Source organism: Aeromicrobium sp. MLTX1, assembly GCF_046452335.1.
Classification (GTDB): domain Bacteria; phylum Actinomycetota; class Actinomycetes; order Propionibacteriales; family Nocardioidaceae; genus Aeromicrobium.
Genome location: NZ_JBKFDN010000003.1, coordinates 272,257 through 293,145, shown reverse-complemented (window position 1 = coordinate 293,145; position 20,889 = coordinate 272,257). Strand labels below are relative to the sequence as shown.

Annotated in this window: 22 protein-coding genes; 8 read left to right on the top strand and 14 right to left on the bottom strand. The window is 72.0% G+C overall.

Annotated elements, in window-relative coordinates; translation table 11 throughout:
• The first annotated feature begins 55 nt into the window (after positions 1–55).
• From ACK99Q_RS16920 to ACK99Q_RS16905, 4 genes are all read left to right on the top strand, one after another.
• Entirely contained in the window at positions 56–2,629 is a 2,574-nt protein-coding gene (locus ACK99Q_RS16920; RefSeq protein ID WP_410187266.1) for a LuxR C-terminal-related transcriptional regulator, read from the top strand.
• Between the two features lie 62 nt (positions 2,630–2,691).
• A complete protein-coding gene (locus ACK99Q_RS16915) occupies positions 2,692–2,949 on the top strand; it encodes a GlsB/YeaQ/YmgE family stress response membrane protein (RefSeq protein WP_179425793.1) in 258 nt (85 codons plus the stop codon).
• Positions 2,950–2,952: 3 nt separating this feature from the next.
• Positions 2,953–3,894, top strand: coding sequence for a DUF1214 domain-containing protein (locus ACK99Q_RS16910; protein WP_410187265.1), 942 nt, complete (start codon positions 2,953–2,955; stop codon positions 3,892–3,894).
• Positions 3,895–3,914: 20 nt separating this feature from the next.
• Positions 3,915–4,322, top strand: coding sequence for a hypothetical protein (locus ACK99Q_RS16905; protein WP_410187264.1), 408 nt, complete (start codon positions 3,915–3,917; stop codon positions 4,320–4,322).
• A gap of 6 nt (positions 4,323–4,328) precedes the next feature.
• Here ACK99Q_RS16905 and ACK99Q_RS16900 read toward each other — a convergent pair whose 3' ends face one another.
• Positions 4,329–4,826 (bottom strand): hypothetical protein, encoded by a 498-nt coding sequence (locus ACK99Q_RS16900; RefSeq protein WP_410187263.1) that lies wholly within the window; start codon positions 4,824–4,826, stop codon positions 4,329–4,331.
• Between the two features lie 68 nt (positions 4,827–4,894).
• On the opposite strand from ACK99Q_RS16900, the gene ACK99Q_RS16895 reads away from it, so the two are divergent.
• From ACK99Q_RS16895 to ACK99Q_RS16880, 4 genes are read left to right on the top strand one after another with little or no spacing between them, the layout of a single operon-like run.
• Positions 4,895–5,539, top strand: a complete 645-nt coding sequence (locus ACK99Q_RS16895; RefSeq protein ID WP_410187262.1) for a dihydrofolate reductase family protein — start codon at positions 4,895–4,897, stop codon at positions 5,537–5,539.
• Between the two features lie 13 nt (positions 5,540–5,552).
• Positions 5,553–7,337 carry an FAD-binding oxidoreductase gene (locus ACK99Q_RS16890; protein ID WP_410187261.1) on the top strand — a complete coding sequence of 595 codons (1,785 nt, stop codon included), beginning with the start codon at positions 5,553–5,555 and terminating at the stop codon, positions 7,335–7,337.
• Positions 7,334–8,191, top strand: coding sequence for an LLM class flavin-dependent oxidoreductase (locus tag ACK99Q_RS16885; RefSeq protein WP_410187260.1), 858 nt, complete (start codon positions 7,334–7,336; stop codon positions 8,189–8,191). The genes ACK99Q_RS16890 and ACK99Q_RS16885 overlap by 4 nt, the downstream gene beginning before the upstream one ends.
• The gene (locus tag ACK99Q_RS16880; RefSeq protein WP_410187259.1) at positions 8,184–8,663 is read left to right on the top strand and encodes a MarR family winged helix-turn-helix transcriptional regulator; all 480 of its coding nucleotides are present in this window, start codon (positions 8,184–8,186) and stop codon (positions 8,661–8,663) included. Before ACK99Q_RS16885 ends, ACK99Q_RS16880 begins: the two co-directional genes overlap by 8 nt.
• Here the strand turns inward: ACK99Q_RS16880 and ACK99Q_RS16875 are convergent.
• From ACK99Q_RS16875 to ACK99Q_RS16815, 13 genes are all read right to left on the bottom strand, one after another.
• Positions 8,623–9,051: a hypothetical protein gene (locus ACK99Q_RS16875; protein WP_410187258.1), complete on the bottom strand. Its 429-nt coding sequence runs from the start codon at positions 9,049–9,051 to the stop codon at positions 8,623–8,625. The genes ACK99Q_RS16880 and ACK99Q_RS16875 overlap by 41 nt on opposite strands.
• A 31-nt stretch (positions 9,052–9,082) precedes the next feature.
• Positions 9,083–9,718: a class I SAM-dependent methyltransferase gene (locus ACK99Q_RS16870; RefSeq protein WP_410187257.1), complete on the bottom strand. Its 636-nt coding sequence runs from the start codon at positions 9,716–9,718 to the stop codon at positions 9,083–9,085.
• Positions 9,715–10,500: an ABC transporter permease gene (locus ACK99Q_RS16865; RefSeq protein WP_410187256.1), complete on the bottom strand. Its 786-nt coding sequence runs from the start codon at positions 10,498–10,500 to the stop codon at positions 9,715–9,717. Before ACK99Q_RS16865 ends, ACK99Q_RS16870 begins: the two co-directional genes overlap by 4 nt.
• Positions 10,497–11,255, bottom strand: a complete 759-nt coding sequence (locus ACK99Q_RS16860) for an ABC transporter ATP-binding protein (protein ID WP_410187255.1) — start codon at positions 11,253–11,255, stop codon at positions 10,497–10,499. The genes ACK99Q_RS16865 and ACK99Q_RS16860 overlap by 4 nt, the downstream gene beginning before the upstream one ends.
• Complete coding sequence (locus ACK99Q_RS16855; protein WP_410187254.1) at positions 11,252–11,602, bottom strand: DUF1048 domain-containing protein; 351 nt, start codon at positions 11,600–11,602, stop codon at positions 11,252–11,254. The genes ACK99Q_RS16860 and ACK99Q_RS16855 overlap by 4 nt, the downstream gene beginning before the upstream one ends.
• A 1-nt stretch (position 11,603) precedes the next feature.
• Complete coding sequence (locus tag ACK99Q_RS16850; RefSeq protein WP_410187253.1) at positions 11,604–11,933, bottom strand: PadR family transcriptional regulator; 330 nt, start codon at positions 11,931–11,933, stop codon at positions 11,604–11,606.
• 60 nt (positions 11,934–11,993) lie between these two features.
• The gene (locus tag ACK99Q_RS16845; protein ID WP_410187252.1) at positions 11,994–12,677 is read right to left on the bottom strand and encodes a response regulator; all 684 of its coding nucleotides are present in this window, start codon (positions 12,675–12,677) and stop codon (positions 11,994–11,996) included.
• On the bottom strand, positions 12,674–15,181 hold the full coding sequence (locus tag ACK99Q_RS16840; protein ID WP_410187251.1) for an ATP-binding protein: 2,508 nt from the start codon (positions 15,179–15,181) through the stop codon (positions 12,674–12,676). Before ACK99Q_RS16840 ends, ACK99Q_RS16845 begins: the two co-directional genes overlap by 4 nt.
• Positions 15,182–15,185: 4 nt before the next feature.
• A complete protein-coding gene (kdpC, locus tag ACK99Q_RS16835) occupies positions 15,186–15,797 on the bottom strand; it encodes a potassium-transporting ATPase subunit KdpC (RefSeq protein ID WP_410187250.1) in 612 nt (203 codons plus the stop codon).
• A gap of 5 nt (positions 15,798–15,802) precedes the next feature.
• Entirely contained in the window at positions 15,803–17,818 is a 2,016-nt protein-coding gene (gene kdpB, locus ACK99Q_RS16830) for a potassium-transporting ATPase subunit KdpB (protein WP_410187249.1), read from the bottom strand.
• Entirely contained in the window at positions 17,815–19,473 is a 1,659-nt protein-coding gene (gene kdpA / locus ACK99Q_RS16825; RefSeq protein WP_410187248.1) for a potassium-transporting ATPase subunit KdpA, read from the bottom strand. Before kdpA ends, kdpB begins: the two co-directional genes overlap by 4 nt.
• On the bottom strand, positions 19,470–19,562 hold the full coding sequence (locus ACK99Q_RS16820; RefSeq protein ID WP_179425759.1) for a potassium-transporting ATPase subunit F: 93 nt from the start codon (positions 19,560–19,562) through the stop codon (positions 19,470–19,472). The genes kdpA and ACK99Q_RS16820 overlap by 4 nt, the downstream gene beginning before the upstream one ends.
• A gap of 85 nt (positions 19,563–19,647) precedes the next feature.
• Complete coding sequence (locus ACK99Q_RS16815) at positions 19,648–20,805, bottom strand: DUF222 domain-containing protein (protein WP_410187247.1); 1,158 nt, start codon at positions 20,803–20,805, stop codon at positions 19,648–19,650.
• Positions 20,806–20,889 lie beyond the last annotated feature (84 nt).

The following is a 20,889-nucleotide window of genomic DNA, read 5'->3' as shown; positions in this document are numbered from 1 at the left end:
TCGACCGTCGGACGTTTGGACCGGGGCGCGTAGCGCCTGCGATAGCCTGCCCCGCATGGGGCAGCCGATCGTCGACGGGTCGGCGCCGTGGATGGCGATCCGCCCGCCCGAGCCGGCGCCCGGGATCGTCCCGCGACCTCGGCTCGTCGAGGTCCTGACCGAGGCCGTGGCCGGCACATCGGCGGTGGAGATCGTCGCGCCGGCCGGGTTCGGCAAGAGCACGGTGCTGGCGGAGTGGGCGCGCGCCCAGTCGTGCCCCGTCGGCTGGGTCTCCCTGAGCACCCACGCCCAGAACCCCCAGCGTCTCGCGAACGTCGTCCTCGCCTCGCTGGCCGCGGCGGCCGCGACCGCGGGCGACGAGTACGCGCCGCTCGCCAGGCTCCGTGGTCGGGCGGCACCGCTGCAGGAGCTGCTCGGCGAGCTGCTGACGGCGCTGGATGCGCTTCCCGACCTGGTGGTCCTGGCGCTCGACGACGCGCACGAGGTGCCGGGCCTCACCGAGCACGGCCTCGTGGCCGACCTCCTCGCGGCGGCGCCGAGCCACCTCGCGATCGTCCTGGCGACGCGTGCGCCCGCACCCGGACTCGTCCGCCATCGCTCGACCGGCCGTGCCGTCCAGGTCGCGGCCGACGACCTGCGGATGACGCTCGACGAGGTCATCGAGGTCGGGCGGCGCGTCGACGCCCGGCTCGATGGTGACGACGCCGACCAGATCGTGCGGGCCACGGGCGGCTGGCCCGTCGCCGTGCGCCTCGACCTGCTGACGCCCGGCTCGACCCTTCCGGGCACCGAGGAGTCGGTGGGGGAGTACATCGAGCTCGAGGTCCTCGCCCGGCTGCCCGCGCCGCTGCGGGAGGTCGCCCTGCGCACCACGGTGCTCGACCAGTTCGACCACTGGACCGCGCGCGAGCTGTCGGGTCGCGACGACGTGGAGCAGCTGCTGGCCGACGCCGAGGCGCGCGGCCTCTTCCTCACCCGGATCTCCCACGACGGCCACGTGGCGTACCGCTGGCACGCCCGCTTCGCCCAGGTCTGCCGCGCGCTCCTGAGGCGCAGCGATCCGGCCGAGTTCGTCCGGCTGTGCCGCACGGCCGCACGCCTCGCCGGGCCCACGGACCCGCTGGCCGCGCTCGACGTGGCCCGCGTCGCCGGCGATCCGGACCTCGTCCTGGAGACGATCGCCGCGCACTGGCTGTCCCTCGTGATCGAGGGGGACCTCGACATCCTGCGCGCGGCGGTCGACGGCCTGCCGCAGAGCCACCGCGAGGACCCCGTGATCCTCGTCGTCGAGGCCGTCTGCGCCGACCTCGGCGGGCAGCGCGCCGTGGCGACGATGCTGCTGGAGCAGGCGACGGGACGGGCCGCCGAGCCCTCCGACCACGCGTGCCTCGCCCTCGCCCGGGGGCGCCTGCTGGTGATCGACGACGGCGCCGAGCTGGCGGCGGCCTGCGACGAGCTCGACGAGCTGCTGCGCACCCACCTCGCTCCCGGCGACCCGGCGCACGCGGACACGCTGTTCCTGCTGGGCTGGGCAGAGATGCGACTGCGCCGGAAGCCACTCGTCGCCCTCGAGCTGCTGCGCAGTGCGAGCCAGCTCGCCGAGCGCCGCGGGGCCACGGTCCTGGCCCACCGGGCGCACGCCAACGCCGCCTTCGCGGCCGCGTTCGCCGGTGACTTCGTGGTCGCGAGGCGTGAGCTGGAGCTGCTCGGTCCCGGAACGCGCCGCGGCACCGACCTGTGGAACGTCTACGACGGCGGCATCGAGGCCTTCGCCGAGGGGTGGATCGCCTACTGGTCGGGAGACCCGACGACAGCTGAGGCCTGGTTCCTCGAGGTCCTCGAGCGGCACGAGGCCGCGGCGTACGCGCCCTTGGCACGGATCATGTGCACGTTCGTGGCCTGCGACACCGGCGACCCGCGCCGGCTGGAGCGCGCCGAGGCGCTGCGGCGCGACGTCCCGAGCGTCGACCAGCACGGCGTGCCGTGGGGCCACTACTCCACGATGGCTGCGGCGATGATCCGCGCGGCCCAGGGCGACCTCGCGACCGCGCTCGAGCTCGCTCGGGCCGCCGTCGATCGCGGCCACGTGCCCGTGATCGGACTCCAGGCCGCCGTGCTGATGTGCCGGGCGCGTCGCTGGCCCGAGGTCGCGGCCCAGCTGCGCCGGCTGTCCCCGCTGGAGCAGCTGCCCCTCTACCTCCGCGTCGCGGCGCTGGCCCTGAACGCCCTCGTCCAGCGCCAGCGCGCGCAGCACGCGTCGGCCGCGCGGCTGCTGGAGCGCAGCCTCGACCTGGCGGTCCCGCTCGGCATCGCCCAGCCGTACGACCTGTCGCTGCCCGGCATGCGCCGGATGCTGGAGGCCCACCTGGAGGGCGGCACCCACCATCCGGAGTTCGTGGCCGGACTGCTGGCCACGGGCGCCGCCGACGAGGAGACGTCCGGCGTGGCGGCGCTCTCGCCGCGCGAGCGCGAGATCCTGGCCTACATGCGCAGCACCCTGACGAACGCCGAGATCGCCGCGGCGCTGCACGTCTCGCCCAACACGCTCAAGACGCACCAGCGCTCGATCTACCGCAAGCTGGGCGCCTCGACGCGGCGCGAGGCCGTGCGACTCACCCTGGGAGGGTGAATGCGGGCGTCACCGCTCGTCGACGGCTGCCCGTGGCGGCGTCTGACCCCTACGCTGGCCGCATGCTCATCATCGCGATCATCGTGTTCGGAATCCTCGTAGGCGGCTTGGCGCAGATGGTCCTGGGCCGTCGCATGGAGTCGGTGAACTGGACGGTGGCGATCGTCGCCGGCCTGCTCGGCTCGCTGCTCGGCGGCCTCGTGTCGAGCCTCATCGCCGGCGACGGGATCGAGCTGCGGGCCAGTGGCCTCATCGGCTCGTTCCTCGGTGCGCTCGTGGTGACCGCGGCCTGGGGCGCCCTCGCCTCCCGCAAGGCCTGACGCATGCCCGTACACGTCAACGTCGACAACTTCGTCGACGCCGAGAACTCCCGCATGCTCCGCGACCTGCAGGCCGATGCCGGCGGCGTCAACGAGTTCTCGCACGTGCGCGAGCCCTCGCCCGTCGACCACCAGCTCGTCGTGCGGCTCAATCGCGACACCCTCTACAGCTTCGCCGTCGTCGACCTCGCGCAGGACGCGATCCTGACGCTGCCCGACTGCGGCGAGCGGTACCTGTCGGCGATGGTCGTCAACGAGGGCCACTTCGTCCCGCTCGTGCTGCACGACCCCGGCACCCACCGCCTCACGCAGGCCGAGGTCGGCTCGCGGTATGCCGCCGTGGCGCTGCGGATCCTGGTGGACTCGCAGGATCCCGCCGACGTCGCCGAGGTCAACCGTCTGCAGGACCAGGTGACGATCGAGGCCGGATCCGACGAGCCGTTCGCCTCGTCGGACTACGACACGTCGAGCTTCGACGCCACGCGCGACGCGTTGCTCGACCTCGCCCGCGGCCTCACCGGCTTCGACCGGATGTTCGGCCGTCCCGAGGACGTCGATCCCGTCCGCCACCTCATCGGCACGGCCGCGGGCTGGGGCGGACTGCCCAGCTCCGAGGCCGCCTACGTGGGCGTCCAGCCGGAGGGCGACGGACGCTTCGAGCTGACGATGCGCGACGTGCCCGTCGACGGCTTCTGGTCGGTCTCGGTCTACGACGCGAAGGGCTTCTTCGCGAAGAACGACCGCGACGCCTACAACCTCAACGACATCACCGCCGCCCGGAACGAGGACGGCTCGGTCACCGTGCGCTTCGGCGACTTCGGGCCCGAGGTGCCCAACGTGATCCCCACGCCCGAGGGCTGGAACTTCCTCGTCCGCCTCTACCGCCCGCGCCGCGAGGTCCTCGAAGGCACGTGGCAGGTCCCCGCACTCGTCCCCGTCCCATGACATCCCCGAGCAGGAGCACCATGAAGAAGACCCTCGCCACCGTCCTGACCGCCAGTGCGCTGACCCTCGGCCTGAGCGCCTGCGGCCAGTCGCAGGAGGAGAAGGAGGCCGCCGCCTGCGAGGCGATCGACGAGCTGCGCACCACGCTGACCGACGTCGGCTCGACCCTGAACGCCCAGTCCACGGTCGACGAGTGGCGCGACGCCCGCTTCGAGGTCCGCAAGGCGGTCGAGAAGGCCGAGGACCGGATCGAGGAGGCCGACGAGGCGTCCTGGGACGAGGTGGACGACGCGTGGGACCGCTTCGAGGACGCGGTGGAGAACGTGGACGGCAGCTCCACTCCCGAGGAGGCGCGTGCGTCCCTCGTCGACGACTTCGCCCAGCTGCAGGCGGCGCGCGACCGGGCCGCCGCCGGCTTCAGCTGCTGAGCGAGGTCAGTGCAGGAAGACCTTCGCGGCCATCAGCAGGAAGCCCAGCAGCGAGGCGATCAGCGACTCCTGCAGTGCGCGGCGCGTCGAGAGGCGCGCCGCGTACGACGCGATGAAGACAGTGGCGCCGAGTTGGATGATGGTCCAGCCGAGCGCGACGTAGACGGCCGTGTCGAGATCCGCGCCGACGGCGACCGCCGCGAGGTAGGCCAGGATCACGGGCACGCCCCCGACGAGCACGCCGATCTGCAGACCGGCGTTGTCGGCCAGACGGCGGTGCAGGGGAGCGGCCTCGAGGCTGAGCTGGTCGCGCAGCGCGTGCAGGTAGATGTGGGTGAGCCAGTACACGATCGTCACGACCGCCCAGGCGATCACCACGCGAGTGGCCGAGTGGGCGTGCGTACCGGCGATCGTCACGGCCGCGGCGCCGACGATCGTGCCCTCGACCGGAGCGCCGATGTCACGCAGGAGACGGTGGCCAAAGCGGCGGGTCGTCGTGGTCACGGGCCCACGCTAGTGGACGGGCACCGAGGTCTTGTCTGGGTGCCCCACGGCCCCCAGACTGAGGACCCATGAGCGTGCGCGTGGATCTGAACATCTCCCTCGACGGCTTCGCCACCACCACCGACGGGACGCCGGACGACCCGATCGGCCAGGACTGGATGCGTCTCGTCGCCGCCTACGCCGCGACGCGCACGTTCCGCGAGCGCGTCTTCGGCGACACGAGCGGGGAGGGCACCACCGGGGTCGACGACCGGTACGCCGCCGCCTACTTCGAGGGCATCGCCGCCGAGATCATGGGTGCCGGCATGTTTGGCCTTCACACCTTCCCCGACGACCCGGACTGGCGTGGATGGTGGGGCGAGGAGCCGCCGTTCCGCGTCCCCGTGTTCGTCCTGACGCACACCCCGCGAGCCGACATCGAGTTCGAGAACGGCACCGTCTTCCACTTCCTCACCGCGACCCCGCAGGAGGCGCTCGAGCGGGCGACGGAGGCCGCGAACGGCGGTGACGTGCGCATCGGCGGCGGTGCCTCGACCGTGCGCGAGTTCCTCAAGGCGGGCCTCGTCGACCGGCTCCACGTGGGCATCACGCCGATGATCCTGGGCGACGGCATCCGGCTGTGGGACGACCTGCGGGGCCTCGAGCTCACCCACGAGCCGCACACCGAGACCGCCGAGAGCGGTGTCGTGCACGTGACGTTCACCAGGCGGTGACTAAGATGTTGACGTGTCAACCAACGCGAACGACCATCCGCTCCGCTTCGGCATCGAGGCCACGGCGGAGACGGCTGAGCTCGCGGAAGCGCTCGGCTACGACTTCGCGCTGCTGACCGACGACGACGCGCTCACCGCGGCCGCCTGGGTGGCCGCGCGCACCGAGTCGCTGCGCCTCGTGGCGCGCGTGGACCCGACCGAGCGAACGCCAGAGATGACGGCTCACGCCGTGAGCAGCCTGCAGCGGCTGTCGCAGGATCGCGTCGAGGTCGTCAGCGCGGCCTGGCCGGGCGAGGCCGCGAACGCGGTCGCGATCACCACGGCTAGCGCCGACGAGCTCACGACGCTCGCACTGAAGCACGGCGTGGACTCGTTCGTCCTGCGGGCCGACGAGACGGCGATGCGGACGTTCATCGAGGACGTCGTCCCGAAGGTGCGTGGTGCCGTCGAGGAGCCACGCCGGCGCGCCCTGCGCCGCCCTGGCATCGGCTACGACCACGTCCCGGCGGATCTCGCGCACTGTGTGGTCGAGCCCGGCGACCGAGAGTTCTCCGGGCTCCGCTCGACCTACCTGCGCGGCGGCGATCCCGGCCTCGTCCTGCGACCCACGAACGTCGACGAGGTCGCCAGCGCGATCGCCTTCGCGCGCACCCACCGCCACCTGCCGCTCGGCATCCGCAGTGGCGGTCACGGCATCAGCGGCCGCTCGACGAACGACGGCGGCCTGGTGATCGACCTCGGCCGGATGAACGCGATCACGGTCCTCGACGAGGCCACCCGACGGGTGCGCATCGAGCCGGGCGCGCGGTGGCGCGACGTCGCGACGGCCCTCCAGCCGCACGGCTGGGCGCTGAGCTCGGGCGACTACGGGGGAGTGGGCGTCGGCGGGCTCGCCACGGCCGGCGGCATCGGCTTCCTCGGTCGTGCGCACGGCCTGACCATCGACCACCTGCGCGCCGTCGAGATGGTGCTCGCGGACGGCAGCCTCGTGCGCGCGACGGCGGACGAGCACGCGGACCTGTTCTGGGCCGCCCGCGGCGCCGGCGCCAACTTCGGCATCGCCGTCGCATTCGAGTTCGAGGTGGACGAGGTCGCCGACGTCGGCTGGGCGCAGCTGGCGTTCCGGGCTCCCGGCCCCGCCGCCTACCTCGAGTCGTTCGGTCGCGTCGTCGCGGACCTGCCGCGCGAGACCACGCCCTTCCTCATCCTCGGGCAGGGGATGGCCCAGGTGATGGCGATGGTCGACTCCTCCGACCCCGAGGTCATCGTGAGCCAGCTCCAGCCGTTCGCCGAGGCCGCGCCGCTCGTGCAGCAGCAGGTCGTCGTCGCGCCGTACGCAGCGGTGATGAACATGTTCCCCGAGACTCCGCACCACGGCCGCGGCGAGCCGGTCTCGCGCTCGGTCCTGGCTCGCGAGATGACGCCGGGCCTGGCGTCCGCCTCGGCCGACCTCATCAACAGCGGTGCCTCGCACTTCTTCCAGGTCCGCACCGTCGGCGGCGCGATCGCCGACGTGTCAGTCGACGCCACGGCCTACGCGCACCGCGACGCGACCTACTCGATCACGGCGATGGGCTCGAACGCGCAGCGGCTCGACTACTGGTTCGACTCCGTGCGTCGTCAGTCCGACGGGCTCTACCTGAGCTTCGAGAGCAGCACCGACCCGGCGCGACTCGCCGACGCGTTCCCGCCGGCGACGCTCGCACGACTGCGGCTGCTGAAGGCCGAGCTCGATCCGGACAACCTCTTCCGCGACAACTTCAACATCGACGTCACCGACACCAGGAGCGCCTCATGACCGACACCACCGACTACGGCCACGACCTGCTGTTCGGGACGTTCGTGACCCCGACGAACCGGCCCGTCCATCACGCCGTCGAGCAGGCGGTCGTGGCCGACCGCGCGGGCCTCGACCTCGTGACCTTCCAGGACCACCCGTACGTCGCGAAGTTCCACGACACCTCCACCCTGCTGGCCTTCGCGGCGGCGAGGACCGAGCGGATCACGCTGGCCGCGAACGTCACGAGCCTGCCGCTGAGGCCGCCGGCCGTGTTGGCCCGCTCGGTCGCCACGCTCGACCAGCTCAGCGGCGGCCGCATCGAGCTCGGTCTCGGTGCCGGCGCGTTCTGGGACGGGATCGTCGCCATGGGCGGGCCGCGCCGCACGCCGGGCGAGTCCATCGAGGCGCTCGAGGAGGCCATCGAGATCATCCGCGGGATCTGGGACACCGGAGACCAGACGGTGCTCTCGGTCCGCGGCAAGCACTACGACGTGCACGGCGCCAAGCGCGGCCCGGCGCCCGCGCACCCGGTCGGCATCTGGGTCGGCGCGTACAAGCCGCGGATCCTGCGGATGACGGGACGCGTGGCCGACGGCTGGCTGCCGTCGCTGTCGTACCTCGAGGGCGGAGCGTCGGACCTGGCCGACATGAACCGGCGCATCGACGATGCCGCCGTCGGCGCGGGTCGCGACCCGCGCGACATCCGCCGCCTGCTCAACATCGGACCGGATCTCTCGGCCGAGCAGATCGCGGAGATCGCGCTGACCTACGGCACGAGCGGGTTCATCGCCGCGTCCGACGACACCGCCACGACCGAGCGTTTCGCGGCCGAGGTCGCCCCCGCCGTGCGCGAGCTGGTCGCCCGTGGCTGACTGGCTCGACGACGAGGAGCAGCGCACCTGGCGCGCGCTGCTCGCGATGCACGACGACCTGATGGCCGAGCTGGCGCAGGGTCTCAAGGCGAACGCGGACCTCTCGGCCGCCGACTACGCCGTGCTGGCGCACCTCTCCGAGGAGCCCGACGGCGTCCTGCGGGCACGCGAGCTGCGGTGCCGGCTCCGCTGGGAGAAGAGCCGGCTGGCGCACCAGGTCCGGCGCATGGAGCAGCGCGGTCTGGTGCGTCGCGAGGCGTGCGTGGAGGACGGACGCGCGCCCCTCGTGGCGATCACCGAGGCAGGCTGGGCGACCGTCCGCTCCGCCGCGCCGGCTCACGTGGCGCAGGTGCGCGAGCTGTTCTTCGACGCGCTCACGCCCGCGCAGCGCGAGGCGCTGCGCGACGCGGCGGAGACGGTGATCGACCGGCTCAGTGACCGATCAGGGGCTTCTTCGGCGTCAGACCGCTGATCAGCAGGCTGAGGCCGGCGCCGACGAGCCAGATGTCCTTGGCGATCGCGGTGCCGTCCTGGCTGGGGCGGACGCTGGAGCCCTCGGCGGTCATGCCGGGGGTGCTGAGGTACATCTTGATCAGCCCGCCGCCGAACGCGGTCAGGGCGGCGCCGGCGATCGCTGAGGGCACGAACGGCGCGAGCAGGGCCGCGCCGAGCGCGATCTCGCCGTTGCTGAGCGCCTTGCCGAACGCCGTCGGCTCCATCTCCTTGGCCTGCGGCACGGCGTTCGCCGCCATGCCCTGGAGACCCTCGGCCGCCTCGGGCGGCAGGTTCCGCTTGCTCAGGCCGCTGTTGAGGATGAACGCTCCGGTGGCGAGGCGCAGGGGGAGTTCGGCCAGCTTCATGGGGAGTCTCCTTCGAGGATCGGGTTCCCCTTCACGCTACGTCGATCGGCGCCTCTCCGCGCTCCAGGACGGTGACGGCGAAGTCGCCGCCGGGCTCGAACGGGTCGAGGTGCCACGTCGCGAAGCGGTGCTGGACGGTCGCGATGCCGCGTTCTCCCATTGAGGCGAGGTCGGCGTCGAAGGCCTCGAAGCCGTAGTCGGCACCGGGTCGCGAGCCGATCACGACACGGCCCCCGGGGCGGGTCACCGCGCACAGCCGCTCGAGGACCCGTTGCTCGGTGCCCGGGGCGAGGAAGACCATGACGTTGCCGGCGCACATGACCAGGTCCACGGGCTCACCGCCGACGTCCGCCAGCGTCAGCTCGCTGAGGTCGGCGACGCCGTAGGTCGGACCGGGGTGGTCGGTCCCGGCGGCGGCGATCAGCTCGGGATCGACGTCGACGCCGTAGGCCGTGTGTCCCGCCTCGTGCAGCGCCGCGGCCATCCGTCCGGTGCCGCAGCCGGCGTCGAGGATCCGGGACCCGCGCGCCGCCAGCATGTCGGCGAACCTCGCCTCGCCCAGCAGGTCGGCGCCGTCGGCCTCCAGCGCCCGGAACCGCTCGATGAACCACTGGGAGTGGCCGGGCTGGGTGTCGGTGAACCAACGGGGCTGCGGCGAGGAGGTCATGCCCCCATCCTGACCTTCCGCCGGTGGACCGCGGTCGCGAGGACCCAGGCGGCGACCAGGAGGGCGACGCACCACGCGGTGGCCATGAGCACGTCGGAGGCCACGGGCTGCCCGTCGAGCAGGCCGCGGAGGGCGTCGACGATCGACGTCACGGGCTGGTTCTCGGCGAAGGCGCGCACGGGTCCGGGCATCGTCGCGGTGGGCACGAACGCCGAGCTGAGGAACGGCAGGAAGATCAGCGGGTACGCGAACGCGCTCGCGCCGTCGACCGACTTGGCGGTAAGCCCGGGGATCACGGCCAGCCACGTCAGGGCCAGGGTGAACAGCACCAGCAGGCCCAGCACCGCGAGCCACTCCAGCACGCCCGCGCTCGACCGGAAACCCATCAGCAGCGCGACCCCGACCACGACGGCCAGCGACACGAGGTTCGCGACGAGCGAGGTCAGCACGTGCGCCCACAGCACCGCCGAGCGAGCGATCGGCATGGACTGGAAGCGCTCGAAGATCCCGCCCTGGAGGTCCGTGAACAGCCGGAACGCCGTGTACGCGATGCCGGAGGCGACCGTGATCAGCAGGATGCCGGGCAGCAGGTAGTCGACGTAGTCGTCGGTGCCCGCCTCGATCGCGCCGCCGAACACGTAGACGAACAGCAGCATGAACAGGATCGGCATGACGGTGGTCGTGATGATCGTGTCGGGGCTGCGCAGCACGTGCCGCAGCGACCGGCCCGTCAGGGCCGCGGTGTCGCTGATGAGGGTCCATCGAACAGAGTGGGTGGTCATGCCGCCTCCTCGGGCGTGCCGATGATGGCGAGGAAGACGTCCTCGAGCGTGGGCTGCTTCTCGACGTACTCGACCTTCGCCGGCGGCAGCAGCCGCTTGAGCTCTTCGAGCGTGCCGTTGGCGATGATCCGGCCGCCGTGCAGGATCGCGATGTGGTCGGCGAGGTGCTCGGCCTCGTCGAGGTACTGCGTCGTGAGCAGCACCGTGGTGCCGCCGGCGGCGAGCTGCTCGATCGTGCGCCAGACCTCGAGCCGCGCCTGCGGATCGAGACCCGTGGTGGGCTCGTCGAGGAAGACCACCGGCGGGTCGCCGATGAGGCTCATCGCGATGTCGAGGCGCCGCACCATGCCGCCGGAGTACGTGCCGACGCGCCGGCCGCCGGCCTCGACGAGGTCGAACCGCGCGAGCAGCTCGTCAGCGACGGCGCCGGGGTCGTCGACGTGGCGGAGCCGCGCGACGAGCACGAGGTTCTCGCGGCCCGTGAGCATCCCGTCCACCGCGGCGAACTGCCCGGTGAGGCTGATCGCGCCGCGGACGGCGCCGCTCTGCGTGGCCACGTCGAAGCCCTCGACCGTGGCCTCGCCGGCGTCGGCGCGCAGCAGGGTGGCGAGGATCCGCACGAGCGTGGTCTTGCCCGCGCCGTTGGAGCCGAGCAGGGCGAAGACGCTGCCGGTCTCGATCTCGAGGTCGACCCCGCGCAGCACCTCCACCGTGCCGAACGACTTCCGGACGTCGCGGACGCTGATCGCACTCATGACTCCGCCTTCTCGATGGCCTCGTTCAGCCGCTCGCGCTCCTTGGTGAGCCAGCGGCCGGACGGGTAGTTGGTGATGAAGTCCTCGACGAAGGCCACGGGGTCGTCGCCGACGATGTCGCGGACGGGCGTGCCGTCGGCGGCGGACTGCTCGAAGAGCTCGGCCAGGTCGTCGAACATCTGCATCAGGCCCTGGGCGTCGCTCACGAACACCGCGCCGACGCGCATCAGGTAGTGCTCGACGGCCTCGGCGGCCGCGCGGTGCGGCTGGGGGAGCGCCGCCACACGCGCCTTGTACTGCCGCCACTGCTTCTTCTCGCCGATCATGCGGGAGATGGGGTTGGTCATGTCAGTTCTCTCCTTCGTGGAGCTGGGCGAGTCGTTCGGTCAGGAAGCTCCACGTCTCCCAGAACTCCTCGAGGTACTTCCGGCCCTCGTCGTTGAGCGAGTAGACCTTGCGCGGCGGGCCCTTCTCGGACGGCGCCTTGGCCACGTCGACGAGCCCGCGCTTCTCGATGCGGATGAGCAGGGCGTAGACCGTGCCCTCCGCGATCTCGGCGAACCCCCGGTCGCGGAGCCACGAGGTGATCTCGTAGCCGTACGCCGGACGGTCCGACAGGATCGCCAGGACGATCCCCTCGAGCGTGCCCTTGAGCATCTCGGTCAGCTGCTTGCCCACGTCACTCCTGCTGCTACTCAGTGTTGTTGAGTACCAGTAGATAGCATCACTGAGTAGTGGTCAAGGGGTTCGAGGAAATGGATTGAAGCGGTGCCCGATCCCCGGCTCGGTGACGAACAGCGTGGGGCGGGAGGCGTCGGTCTCGAGCTTGCGACGGATGCTCGCGAGGTGCACGCGCAGGTAGTTCGACTGGCCCTCGTAGCCCGGTCCCCAGACCTCGCGGAGCAGCTCGTTCTGGCGCACCAGCCGTCCGCGCCGGCGGACCAGCGCCGCCACGATCCTCCACTCGAGCGGCGTCAGGTGGATCTCCTCGCCGTCGCGGATGGCGCGGGACTCCGTGACGTCGAGGCTCAGTCCTTCGACGACCAGTGCTGGCTCGGCGGCGGGGGCCCGACGCGTCATGACGCGGATCCGCGCCATCAGCTCCTCGATCGAGAACGGCTTGGTGATGAAGTCGTCGGCGCCGAGGTCGAGCGCCTCGACCTTGTCGTCCGGCTCGGTGCGTGCCGAGACCACGATCACCGGGACCTGGGTGAACTCGCGCAGCCGCCGCAGCACGGCGATGCCGTCGAGGTCGGGCAGGCCGAGGTCGAGCAGCACGACGTCGGGCATGCGCTCGTCGACGATCTGCAGCGCCGAGCGACCGTCGCCCGCCGTCTCGACGTCGTAGTCGCGCGCCCGCAGGTTGATCCCGAGCGTGCGCAGGATCGCGGGGTCGTCGTCGACGGCCAGCACGAACGTCATGGGTGCTCCTCGGTCGCTCGGGGGAGGTCGATGGCGAAGGTGAGTCCGCCACCGGGGGTGGGCTCGGTGGCGATCGTCCCGCCCATGGCCTCGGTCAGGCCGCGCGCTACGGCCAGGCCGAGGCCCACGCCGTCCTGGCCGGGCACGTCACCGAGCCGCTGGAAGGGCGCGAAGATGCGGTCGAGGTCGCCGTCGCCGATGCCCGGACCGGTGTCGGCGACGCGCAGGGTCACACGGCCGCCGACCGCCGCGGCGTCGACGCGGATCGGGGTGTCCGCGGGCGTGTACTTCACGGCGTTCTCGCCGATGTTCGCCAGCACCCGCTCCAGCAGGCCGGGGTCCGCGAGCACGTCGAGGTCGGGTGCGACGTCGACGTGGATCCGCTCGCCGGACTCGAGGGGAGACAGGGCGGACCGCACGGCGTCCTCGAGGCCCACGACGCTCGGGTGCGCCGTCACGGCACCGGCCTGGATGCGGCTCATGTCGAGGAGGTTGGTGACGAGCGCCGTGAGTCGGTCGGTGGACTCCTCGATCGTCTCGAGCAGGGCGGCCTCGTCCTCGGGCGAGAAGGTGACCGAGGTGCCGCGCAGGCTGGCGACCGCGACCTTGATCGCGGCCAGCGGCGACCTCAGGTCGTGCGAGACCGCGGCGAGCAGCGCCGTGCGCGTCCGGTTCGCGTCTTCGAGGCGGTGGCGGTCCACTTCCGCCGCCTGAGCGAGCGAGCGGTCGGCCATGACCTTCGCGTAGGCGGCGTAGGCGTTGAGCAGGCCGCGCTCGTCGGCGTACTGGGCGCCACCACGCAGCACGAGGACGGTTGATTCGTCGATGGACGTGCTGGTCGTGGCTGTCTCGGGACTCGTCGGCGCGTCCCCGACCGCCGCGACGACGTCCCACCCGGTGGCGCGGCGTAGCACCGCCGCCCCGTCAGCACCGAAGAGCTCGACGGCCGAGGTCAGGAGTGCCTCGAGGTCGTGCCCGGACGTCAGCAGGGTGTGCGCCAGCACGGTGAGGCTGTCGGCCTCCGCGCGGGCCCGGCGGGCCTCGGCCGCCCGTCGCGCGGCGATGCCGACGACGCTGGCCACCGCGATGCCCACGAGCACGAACAGGACGAGCGCCGCGGCGTTCTCGGGCTCGGCGACCGTGAGCGTGTAGCGCGGCGGCGTGAAGAGCACGTTCAGCAGGACCCCGCTGAGCACGGCGGACAGCACCGCGGGCAACAGGCCTCCGATCAGCGCGGTCGCCACGACGACGGTCATCAGCAGCATCGCCTCGGACGGCAGCCCGTGGAGCGAGTCGGTCCACCACAGCAGCAAGCTGAGCAGGCTCGGCGCGAGCACGGCGAACACGAAGCCCGCGGTCCTGCGTCGGGGACTCAGGGCGGGGTCCGGGCGCTGCGGCGCCGAGCCGCGACCCCGGGCGTGGTCGTGCGTGACGATGTGGACGTCGACGTCGCCCGACGTGCTGATGACGCGCTCGCCGATGCCGGGCCGCAGCAGGGTGGAGAGCCGTCCGCGCCGGCTGGCGCCGATGATCACCTGGTCGGCGTTCTCGGCCCGCGCGAACGCGAGGATGGCCTCGGCGGCGTCGTCGCCGACGACGGTGTGAAAGGTCCCGCCGAGCTCCTCGGTCTTCGCGCGCAGCTCGGTCAGGCGGTCGGGCGAGATCGAGCTGAGCCCGTCGTGGCGGGTGACGTAGAGGGCGAGCCACTCGCCGCCCGCCCGCCGCGAGGCGATCCGGGCCGCGCGGCGCATCAGCGTGGTGGACTCGGGGCCACCCGTGACCGCGGCGACGATCCGCTCACGCGTGGCCCAGGTGCCGGTGATCCGGTGCTCCTCGCGGTACCGGTCCATGCCCTCGTCGACGCGGTCGGCGAGCCACAGCAGCGCGAGCTCGCGCAGGGCCGTGAGGTTCCCCTCGCGGAAGTAGTGGTGCAGCGCCGCGTCGACCTTCTCGGCGGCGTAGACGTTGCCGTGCGCGAGGCGCCGCCGCAGCGCCTGCGGGCTCATGTCGACGAGCTCGATCTGGTCGGCGCCGCGGACGACCTCGTCGGGCACGGTCTCGCGCTGGCGGACGCCGGTGATCGACTCCGTGACGTCGTTCAGGGACTCGAGGTGCTGGATGTTGACGGTCGTGATGACGTCGATGCCGGCGTCGCGAAGCGCCTCCACGTCCTGCCAGCGCTTCTCGTGACGGCTGCCCGGCACGTTCGTGTGGGCGAGCTCGTCGACGAGCACCACCGCAGGGCGCCGTTCGAGGACCGCGTCGAGGTCGAGCTCCTCCTGCACGGTGCCGCGGTACCGCCGCCGGGCCCGAGGGACGACCTCGAGCCCGGCGAGGGCGTCGATCGTGTGCGCCCGGCCGTGGGTCTCGACGAAGCCGACCACGACGTCGGTGCCGCGGGCGAGCCTGCGGTTGCCCTCGTCGAGCATCTTGAACGTCTTGCCCACGCCCGGGGCGGCGCCGAGGTACACGCGCAGCGTGCCGCGCTCGTTCGCCGTTCCCACGTGCTCAGTCTCCACCCGCGCCGGCGCTCCCGGCAGCCGCCTCTTCGACGGCCACGTTGAGCTCGAGCACGTTGACGCCCGGCTCGCCGTGGATGCCGAGGAACCGGCCCTGGGTGTGCGCCGCGACGAGCCTCCGCACGGCCGCCGGCGTGAGGCCGTTCGCACGGGCGACGCGCTCCACCTGGAGCTCGGCGTAGGCGGGGGAGACGTGAGGGTCCAGGCTCGAGCCCGACGCGGTGACGGCGTCCGGCGGGACGTCGGACTCGGGGACGGACTCCCGCTGGGCCACCTCCGCCCGACGCTGCGCGATCGTGGCGATCAGGTCCTCGTTGAGGGGGCCGAGGTTGCTGGGGGCCGACGCGAGCGGGTCGTGGTCGTTCGCCGACGGCCGCGAGTGGAACCAGTTCGGGCCATCGAACGACTGTCCCAGCAGGCGCGAGCCGACGATCTCGCCGTCGACCTCCACCGGCTGACCGGCGGCGCGGTCCCCGAAGGCCTGGCCGACACCCCACGTGGCCACGGGGTAGCCGACGCCGAGGACGAGCGTGAGGACGACGAGCAGGCGCAGCGCCGCGAGGGACTGGCGACCGAGGTCGGAGAGCGTGGTGAGGAGCATGGTGATCAGCCGATTCCGGGGAGGTTCGAGACGAGCAGGTCGATGAGCTTGATGCCGGCGAAGGGGACGAGCACGCCGCCCAGGCCGAACACGAGGACGTTGCGGCGCAGTACCGACACGGCCGAGGCCGCGCGGAACCGCACGCCCCGCAGCGCCAGTGGGATGAGGGCGACGATGACCAGGGCGTTGAAGATCACCGCCGAGAGGATCGCCGACTCCGGAGTCGCCAGGTCCATGACGTTGAGCGCGTCGAGCGACGGATAGGCGGCCACGAACATCGCCGGGATGATCGCGAAGTACTTGGCCACGTCGTTGGCGATCGAGAACGTGGTCAGCGCGCCTCGCGTGATGAGCAGCTGCTTGCCGATCTCGACGATGTCGATGAGCTTCGTCGGGTCGGAGTCGAGGTCGACCATGTTGCCGGCCTCCTTCGCGGCGGCGGTGCCGCTGTTCATCGCGACGCCCACGTCGGCCGCGGCGAGGGCCGGGGCGTCGTTCGTGCCGTCGCCGGTCATCGCGACGAGCCGTCCGCCCTCCTGCTCCCGGCGGATGAAGGCGAGCTTGTCCTCGGGGGTCGCCTCGGCGAGGAAGTCGTCGACGCCCGCCTCCTTCGCGATTGCCCGCGCCGTGAGGGTGTTGTCGCCCGTGACCATGACGGTGCGGATGCCCATCGCGCGCAGCTCCTCGAAGCGCTCGGTCATGCCGGGCTTGACCACGTCGGTCAGCTGGACGACGCCCAGCATCGTGCCCTTGCCGTCCGGGTCGGTCTCGGCGATCACGAGCGGCGTGCCGCCGAGGCGCGCGATCGAGTCGATCGTGTCCGTCACGATGTCCGACGGGGCGACCCCGAGCCATGCCGTCACGGCCGAGCCCGCGCCCTTGCGAATGGCCCTCCCATCCGGCAGATCCACGCCCGACATGCGCGTCTGGGCGGTGAACTCGACGAACTCCGCACCCGTGGGTGCCTCGTCGCCGCCGTGCGCCAGCTCCACGATCGAGCGGCCCTCGGGCGTGAGGTCCGCCAAGCTCGCCAGCCGCGCGGCCTCACGGAGCCGGTCCTCATCGATGCCGGGGGCGGGGATGAGGAGCGTCGCCCGGCGGTTGCCCAGCGTGATCGTGCCGGTCTTGTCGAGCAGCAGGGTGCTGACGTCGCCCGCGGCCTCGACGGCGCGGCCGGACATGGCCAGGACGTTGACCCGGACGAGCCGGTCCATGCCCGCGATGCCGATCGCCGACAGCAGCGCGCCGATCGTGGTGGGGATCAGGCAGACCAGCAGCGCCACCAGCACGACCGGGTCCTGCGGCGCCCCGGCGTAGTCGGCCATCGGCGCGAGCGTCGCGACCGCGATCAGGAACACGAACGTCAGGCTCGTGAGCAGGATCGACAGGGCGATCTCGTTCGGCGTCTTGCGTCGCGAGGTGCCCTCGACGAGCCCGATCATCCGGTCGAGGAACGTCTTGCCGGCGGCCGCGGTGATGCGCACGACGATGCGGTCCGAGAGCACGCGCGTGCCGCCGGTGACGGCGCTGCGGTCGCCCCCGGCCTCGCGGATGACAGGCGCCGACTCTCCCGTAATGGCGGACTCGTCCACCGAGGCGATGCCCTCGACGACGTCGCCGTCGCCGGGGATCACCTCGCCCGCCTCGACCACGACGCGGTCGCCGACGGCGAGCTCGGTGCCGGGCACGCGCTCCTCACCGTTGGCCGTCAGCCGCCGGGCCATCGTGTCGGTGCGCGTCGCCCGCAGCGAGGCGGCCTGCGCCTTGCCGCGACCCTCCGCGACAGCCTCGGCGAGGTTGCCGAGGAGCACCGTCAGCCACAGCCAGACCGCGATCGAGACGGTGAACGTGCCTGGATCGGCTATTGCGGCCACGGTGGCGGCCAGCGAGCCGAGCCAGACGATGAACATGACGGGGGAGCGCCACAGGTGGCGCGGGTCGAGCTTGCGCAGTGCCGACGGCAGCTGCTCGAGCGCCTGTCGTCCGAGCGTGCTGCCGGTTCTTGTCAGAGTGGTGCTCATGCGAGGGCCTCCGCGATGGGTCCGAGGGCGAGGGCCGGGACGTAGGTGAGCGCCGTCATGATGACGATCACGCCGACGAGCATCCCGACGAAGAGAGGGCGATGGGTGGGCAGCGTCCCGGCGGTCACCGGGACCTTCGCCTGCTGGGCCAGCGAGCCGGCGAGCAGCAGGACGAGGACGATCGGGATCAGCCGGCCGAGCAGCATCGCCAGGCCCAAGGTGATCTGGAAGAAGTCCGAGGTCACCGTGATCCCGCCGAACGCGCTGCCGTTGTTGTTGGCGGCCGAGGTGTAGGCGTAGAGGACCTCGCTGAAGCCGTGGCCGCCCGGATTGCCCATCGCATCGGCGGTGGAGTCGCGGGCGATCGCCGCGCCGGTGCCGAGCAGGACGAGGGTCGGCGTGGTGAGGGCGTAGAGGGCGACCCACGTCATCTCGCGGGCGCGGATCTTCTTGCCGAGCAGCTCGGGCGTGCGGCCCACCATGAGCCCGCACACGAACACGGCGAGGATGGCCATCACGAGGATGCCGTAGATCCCGGCGCCGACGCCTCCGGGTGCGACCTCGCCGAGCATCATGTTGACGAGCGTGGCGCCACCGCCGACCGGGGTCATCGAGTCGTGCGAGGCGTTGACGGCTCCGGTCGAGGTGCCGGTGGTGGCCACCGCGAACAGCGACGAGGCCCACTCGCCGAACCGCGTCTCCTTGCCCTCCATCGCCGCGCCGGCCGCCTGGGCGGACGGTGCGTGGGCGCCGGACTCGGCCCACGTGGCGGCGGCGAGCGCGGTGCCGGCGAGGACCGTCATCGCGCCGAGCACCGCGAGGCCCTGACGGCGGTTGCCGACCATCGTGCCGAGGGTGCGCGTCAGGCAGACGGGCAGGACGAGGATCAGGAAGACCTCGAGCAGGTTCGTGTACGCCGTGGGGTTCTCGAAGGGGTGGGCGGAGTTCGCGTTGAAGAAGCCACCGCCGTTGTTGCCCAGCAGCTTGATGGCCTCCTGGCTGGCGACGGGCCCGCCGGGGATGACCTGCGAGACACCGGTGAGGGTGGTCGCCGGGGTGTCGCTGAACGTCTGGATGACACCGCCGGCCATGAGGGCGACGGCTCCGACGAAGGCGAGCGGCAGCAGGATGCGCACGGTGGCGCGGGTGAGGTCGACCCAGAAGTTGCCGAGCGACCCCGACCGTGAGCGGGCGAAGCCGCGGATCAGCGCCACGGCCACCGCGATGCCGACGGCCGCGGACAGGAAGTTCTGCACGGCCAGGCCCGCCATCTGGGCGGTGAAGCCGAGGGTCGACTCGCCCGCGTAGGACTGCCAGTTCGTGTTCGTGACGAACGAGATCGCGGTGTTGAAGGACATCCACCACGGCACGCCGTCGAGGTCGCGGCTGAGCGGCAGGTGTGCCTGCGCGAGCAGGACGCCCATCAGCAGGGCGACGCTCACGAGCGTGAAGCCGACGACGCTCGTGGCGTACGACCGTGGGCTCTGCTCGGAATCGGGGCCGACGCCGGTGAGCCGGTAGATCGCGCGCTCGACGCGCAGGTGCCGGGTGCTGGTGAAGACGCGCGCCATGTAGTCGCCGACCGGCACGTAGGCGACGGCCAGCAGCGCCAGTAGGAGGGCGAGGGAGAGGAGGCCCGCGAGGGTGTCGGTCACTGGAACCGCTCCGGCAGGACGAGGGCGACCAGCAGGTAGATCGCCAGGACGACCACCACGGCCGTCACGAGGACGCTTTCGATGCTCATGCCGCCAGCCAAGACCCGCGCAGGCCGGAACCCGCCCGTCTTGACGCGTTCTTGACGCGGCTTGACGCAGGCTTGTCGGCCCGGCCTACGGGGCCGTGCGGTACCGCTCGGCGTGCTGGAGGGGCGCGTCGAGGTGGCGGTCGTGGAGGTGACCGTGGGACTTCATGTTGTGGTGCTTGCGGCACAGGCACCTGAGGTTGTTTCCGGAGGTCTGGCCGCCGGAGTCGTAGGCCTGCGCGTGGTCGAGGTCGGTCTCGTGGACGGGTGCTCGGCAGCCGGCGACCCGACAGGTGCCGTCTCTCCAGTGGAGGGCCTGTCGGAGTGATTCGGGTGGTCGGTACTTCAGGACTTCGGTGTCGAGCACGTGCCCGATCGGGTCGAGGACCAGTCTCCTGAGCACGGCGTGCTCGGAGGAGGCGAGCTCGCGGACCCATGCGGCGCCGACGGGCTCGCCGTCGAGGGTGAGTCCGGGGCCGTTGGTGTAGCCGAGCAGGTCGGTGGCGCTGATGCTGATCGCGATCTCGGCCCGCAGGTCGCCGACGGTGCCAGTGTTGGAGATCAGCCAGTCGGCGACGAGGTCGGCCTGCTTCTGGTCGCGGGTGCGGCGGTCGCGCTCACCCGTGACGGGGTCGATCGCCGGGATCGCGCGGGCGGCCTTGCGCAGCCGCTCGCCGATCGCGATCGCCAGCCCGGTGGGCAGCAGCGCGTTGAACCACGACGTGCCGTCGTCGTTGTGGGTGATCGAGACCCGGCGCTGCTCGACCGCGCGGTCGGCCTCGGCCTGCGTCTCCTCAGGCTCGAGCCGCGCCCGCAGCCGCCGGAGCCAGGAGCGCAGCTCGGCCAGGGTGTGGGTGGCCGCGTACTCCGGAGCCGAGTGCTCCAGCGCCGCCCACGCCTCGCGCGTCTGGAGCCGCTCGGCCGTCGACGCGATCGCCGACGTGCGGTCGGCGTCGATGTCACCGGACCGGAACGACTCCCACACCCCAGGAGCCCGCGTCTGCAGCGTGTCGGCCTCATGGACCATGCCCCACACCTGGTGCTCAGTGGTCCGCAGCGCCCGCGCCAGATCCAGCGTCACCTCACGCCGCGCCAGGTCCTTCGACAGCGGAATGTCATCCACCCGGTCGATCTCGGCCACCCGCATGGCGTGGTGGGAGACGACGAACTCCCACTCCTCGAACTCCGCGACGGCACGCGCGCGACGCACCGCGTCACCCGTGACGACCGCTCGGCTCAAGTCCATGAAGCCCAACGTAGTGAGCACCACCGACAAGACCTCAGGCCCGTTGCAGGGGTGTGGATCGGTCGGCTTGACCCTGACGCGACG

Excerpts from the sequence above, each read along its gene's own strand:
- ACK99Q_RS16920 (WP_410187266.1), top strand. The coding sequence starts at position 56 with ATGGGGCAGCCGATCGTCGACGGGTCGGCGCCGTGGATGGCGATCCGC.
- ACK99Q_RS16915 (WP_179425793.1), top strand. The coding sequence starts at position 2,692 with ATGCTCATCATCGCGATCATCGTGTTCGGAATCCTCGTAGGCGGCTTG.
- ACK99Q_RS16910 (WP_410187265.1), top strand. The coding sequence starts at position 2,953 with ATGCCCGTACACGTCAACGTCGACAACTTCGTCGACGCCGAGAACTCC.
- ACK99Q_RS16905 (WP_410187264.1), top strand. The coding sequence starts at position 3,915 with ATGAAGAAGACCCTCGCCACCGTCCTGACCGCCAGTGCGCTGACCCTC.
- ACK99Q_RS16895 (WP_410187262.1), top strand. The coding sequence starts at position 4,895 with ATGAGCGTGCGCGTGGATCTGAACATCTCCCTCGACGGCTTCGCCACC.
- ACK99Q_RS16885 (WP_410187260.1), top strand. The coding sequence starts at position 7,334 with ATGACCGACACCACCGACTACGGCCACGACCTGCTGTTCGGGACGTTC.
- ACK99Q_RS16875 (WP_410187258.1), bottom strand. The coding sequence starts at position 9,051 with ATGAAGCTGGCCGAACTCCCCCTGCGCCTCGCCACCGGAGCGTTCATC.
- ACK99Q_RS16870 (WP_410187257.1), bottom strand. The coding sequence starts at position 9,718 with ATGACCTCCTCGCCGCAGCCCCGTTGGTTCACCGACACCCAGCCCGGC.
- ACK99Q_RS16865 (WP_410187256.1), bottom strand. The coding sequence starts at position 10,500 with ATGACCACCCACTCTGTTCGATGGACCCTCATCAGCGACACCGCGGCC.
- ACK99Q_RS16860 (WP_410187255.1), bottom strand. The coding sequence starts at position 11,255 with ATGAGTGCGATCAGCGTCCGCGACGTCCGGAAGTCGTTCGGCACGGTG.
- ACK99Q_RS16855 (WP_410187254.1), bottom strand. The coding sequence starts at position 11,602 with ATGACCAACCCCATCTCCCGCATGATCGGCGAGAAGAAGCAGTGGCGG.
- ACK99Q_RS16845 (WP_410187252.1), bottom strand. The coding sequence starts at position 12,677 with ATGACGTTCGTGCTGGCCGTCGACGACGACCCCGCGATCCTGCGCACG.
- kdpC (WP_410187250.1), bottom strand. The coding sequence starts at position 15,797 with ATGCTCCTCACCACGCTCTCCGACCTCGGTCGCCAGTCCCTCGCGGCG.
- kdpB (WP_410187249.1), bottom strand. The coding sequence starts at position 17,818 with ATGAGCACCACTCTGACAAGAACCGGCAGCACGCTCGGACGACAGGCG.
- ACK99Q_RS16820 (WP_179425759.1), bottom strand. The coding sequence starts at position 19,562 with ATGAGCATCGAAAGCGTCCTCGTGACGGCCGTGGTGGTCGTCCTGGCG.
- ACK99Q_RS16815 (WP_410187247.1), bottom strand. The coding sequence starts at position 20,805 with ATGGACTTGAGCCGAGCGGTCGTCACGGGTGACGCGGTGCGTCGCGCG.